Annotated in this window: 3 protein-coding genes; 1 reads left to right on the top strand and 2 read right to left on the bottom strand. The window is 62.2% G+C overall.

Annotated elements, in window-relative coordinates:
* On the top strand, window positions 1-184 hold a 184-nt coding region (locus AC1D0Z_RS18975; RefSeq protein ID WP_477659742.1), incomplete at its 5' end, for a cupin domain-containing protein.
* A 26-nt stretch (window positions 185-210) separates the two neighbouring features.
* Here the strand turns inward: AC1D0Z_RS18975 and AC1D0Z_RS18970 are convergent.
* A complete protein-coding gene (locus AC1D0Z_RS18970) occupies window positions 211-1,926 on the bottom strand; it encodes a cation:proton antiporter domain-containing protein (protein WP_477659741.1) in 1,716 nt (571 codons plus the stop codon).
* A gap of 252 nt (window positions 1,927-2,178) precedes the next feature.
* Window positions 2,179-2,813 (bottom strand): acetoacetyl-CoA reductase (phbB, locus tag AC1D0Z_RS18965; RefSeq protein ID WP_477659740.1); only part of this gene is annotated, 635 nt, incomplete at its 5' end.

The following is a 2,813-nucleotide window of genomic DNA, read 5'->3' as shown; positions in this document are numbered from 1 at the left end:
CATTGTGGGTGCCGGCCTGTGGCAGGCARCAAGGCCGCTGGCGGACACCGCAACCGGCTATACGCTCACGGCCTGTATGGTGGGGCCGGGGTTTGATTTCTCCGACTTCCGGATGATGGAGCCGGACGGCAGCGAAGCCCGGCAGATGACGCGTGAGCACCCGTCGCTGGCATCACTAATCTGACCCTTCAGCATGGGCATGCACCATGCTCAGCCCGAGTGCGTTGTCGATGACATGGTGACTGCGCCGGAGCGCTCCAGAACATGGCGCGCCATGGACTGCGCGAGCTCATGCTCGCCCAGGAAAATCTTTCCCGTTTTCTCGCTGTCGAGCAGGCGCGCCTCGGCCTCATTGTGGGTACGCACCACGGTTTCAAGGGCCGGATTCAGCGAGCGCGCTGTTGCCACCATCCGCCTGACGTCCAGCGTGTCGGGTGTCGCGATCACCAGCATGCGCGCCTGCGCGATGTGCGACTGAACCAGAACTTCCGCCTCCACCGCGTCGCCGGACACAGCGGCAACGCCCTGCTCCCGCAGCCGCTCCACCACTTCGCGGTTCTGCTCTGCCACCACGAAGGGAATGTGATGCGCCTTCAATGCATCGGCAATACGCCGCCCCACCCGTCCATAGCCCACCAGCACCACGTGGTTTGACAAATACTTCGGGTCCGTCGTGGCCGGCAGTTCGGCTGTCGGGTCATCGCGGGCTTCCAGCTTTCGCGCCAGGGGCGACTTTGCCAGTATCCATTGCTGCAACGGCTCAACCGCCCTGAAAACCAGCTGGTTGAGCGCGATCGAGATCAGCGCACCGGCCAGTACCAGGCTTTGCCCTTCGGGCGGCAGCAGGCCCAGCGAGGCACCCAGGCCTACCAGGATGAAAGAGAACTCACCGATTTGCGCAAGGCTGGCCGAGACCGTGAGCGCAGTGTTGAGCGGATACCGGAAAGCCATTACCAGCACACCGGCTGCCAATGTCTTGCCGACGATGATGATCCCCACCACAGCCAGCACCTGCAGCGGCCGCTCCAGCAATACCCAAGGGTCGAAGAGCATGCCGACCGACACGAAAAACAGCACGGCGAAAGCGTCGCGCAGCGGCAGCGACTCTTCGGCTGCGCGGTGGCTGAATTCGGATTCGCGCATCACCATGCCGGCAAAAAATGCGCCCAGCGCGAAAGACACGCCGAACAACGCCGTCGCACCGAAAGCGATGCTCACGGCGGCAGCCACCACGCATAGCGTGAACAATTCGCGCGAACCCGTACGTTGCACCTGCCACAACACCCAAGGGAAAAAGCGGCGCCCCACCACCAGCATCAGCGCCACAAATCCCCCCACCTGAAGCAGCGTGATGCCCAGCGTCTTCCACAATGCATTGATGTCCGCGTCGACTTTGCCCGACAGCCAGCCGCCCAGCGGCGGCAGCAACACGAGCACCAGCACCATGGCAAGGTCTTCCACGACCAGCCAGCCTACCGCGATGCGGCCATTCACCGAGTCGAGGATGCCGCGGCTTTCCAGTGCCCGCAACAACACCACGGTGCTGGCCACGGAAAGCGACAAGCCGAACACCAGCGCGCCGCCCAGGTTCCACCCCCACCAGTGCGCAAGTCCCATGCCCAGTGCGGTGGCCACCGTCATCTGCACGACGGCACCGGGCACCGCGATCTTGCGCACCGCCAGCAGGTCGTCCAGCGAGAAATGAAGCCCGACGCCGAACATCAGCAGCATCACGCCGATTTCAGCGAGCTGGCTGGCGATCCCGGCATCCGCCACAAAGCCAGGGGTAAACGGCCCAATGATCACACCGGCGAGCAGGTAACCCACCAGCGCAGGCAAACGCAGCCGCACAGCAAGAAAACCAAAAATCAGGGCGAGACCCAAGCCGGCGGCAATCGTGCTGATCAAAGAGACGCTATGGGGCATGCAGGAGGGACTCCTTCTCGAAAGCAGAAAGCGGTTAAGAGCMGTTCAGACTCCAGGGAAGGCCGGCGACGCAGTCCGGTGCGCGGACTGTCCCGTAGAACGTGTCGCTTTAATTTACTACAGCCGGTTGAAATGGCTCATGGCCAAGTCCCCACGCCTTCGACGGTTTTACGGCTTGTTTACGGCAAGCAGCCAGGCACAAAAAAACCCGCCGGGGCGGGTTTTCAAAAAACGAAACTGCCCCGCGGGCAATCAGCCCATGTGCAGGCCGCCATTGAGCGAGAAGTCCGCGCCCGTGGCGTAGCCGCCTTCATCGGACGCGATCCAGGAAATGATGGAGGCGATTTCCTCGGGCTGACCCAGTCGCTTGGCGGGTACGCCCGCCACGATTTTCTCCAGCACGTCAGGACGTATGGCCTTGACCATGTCGGTGCCGATATAGCCGGGGCTTACCGTGTTKACCGTCACGCCCTTGGCTGCCACCTCTTGCGCCAAAGCCATCGTGAAGCCATGCAGTCCGGCCTTCGCGGTGGAATAGTTCACCTGGCCAAATTGGCCCTTCTGGCCATTCACGGACGAGATGTTGATGATGCGGCCATACCCGCCTTCAATCATGCCTTCAATGACCTGCTTGGTCACGTTGAACATGCTGTTGAGATTGGTGGAAATGACGGCATCCCAGTCGGCCTTGCTCATCTTGCGGAACTGCCCGTCGCGGGTAATGCCGGCGTTGTTGACCAGCACGGCCACGGGGCCATGCTCGGCCTTGACCTTGTCAAAGGCCGCGACAGTGGAGTCCCAGTCGCCGACGTTGCCCACAGAAGCGTAAAAAGTATGGCCCAGGGCTTTCTGCTCGTCGAGCCATTTTGTGTAGTCGCGCGTGGGGC

The sequence above is a fragment of the Polaromonas sp. P1_E3 genome (assembly GCF_056405935.1).
The sequence above is the reverse complement of the archived record's forward strand: the minus strand, read 5'-3'. Positions and strand labels throughout refer to the sequence as shown.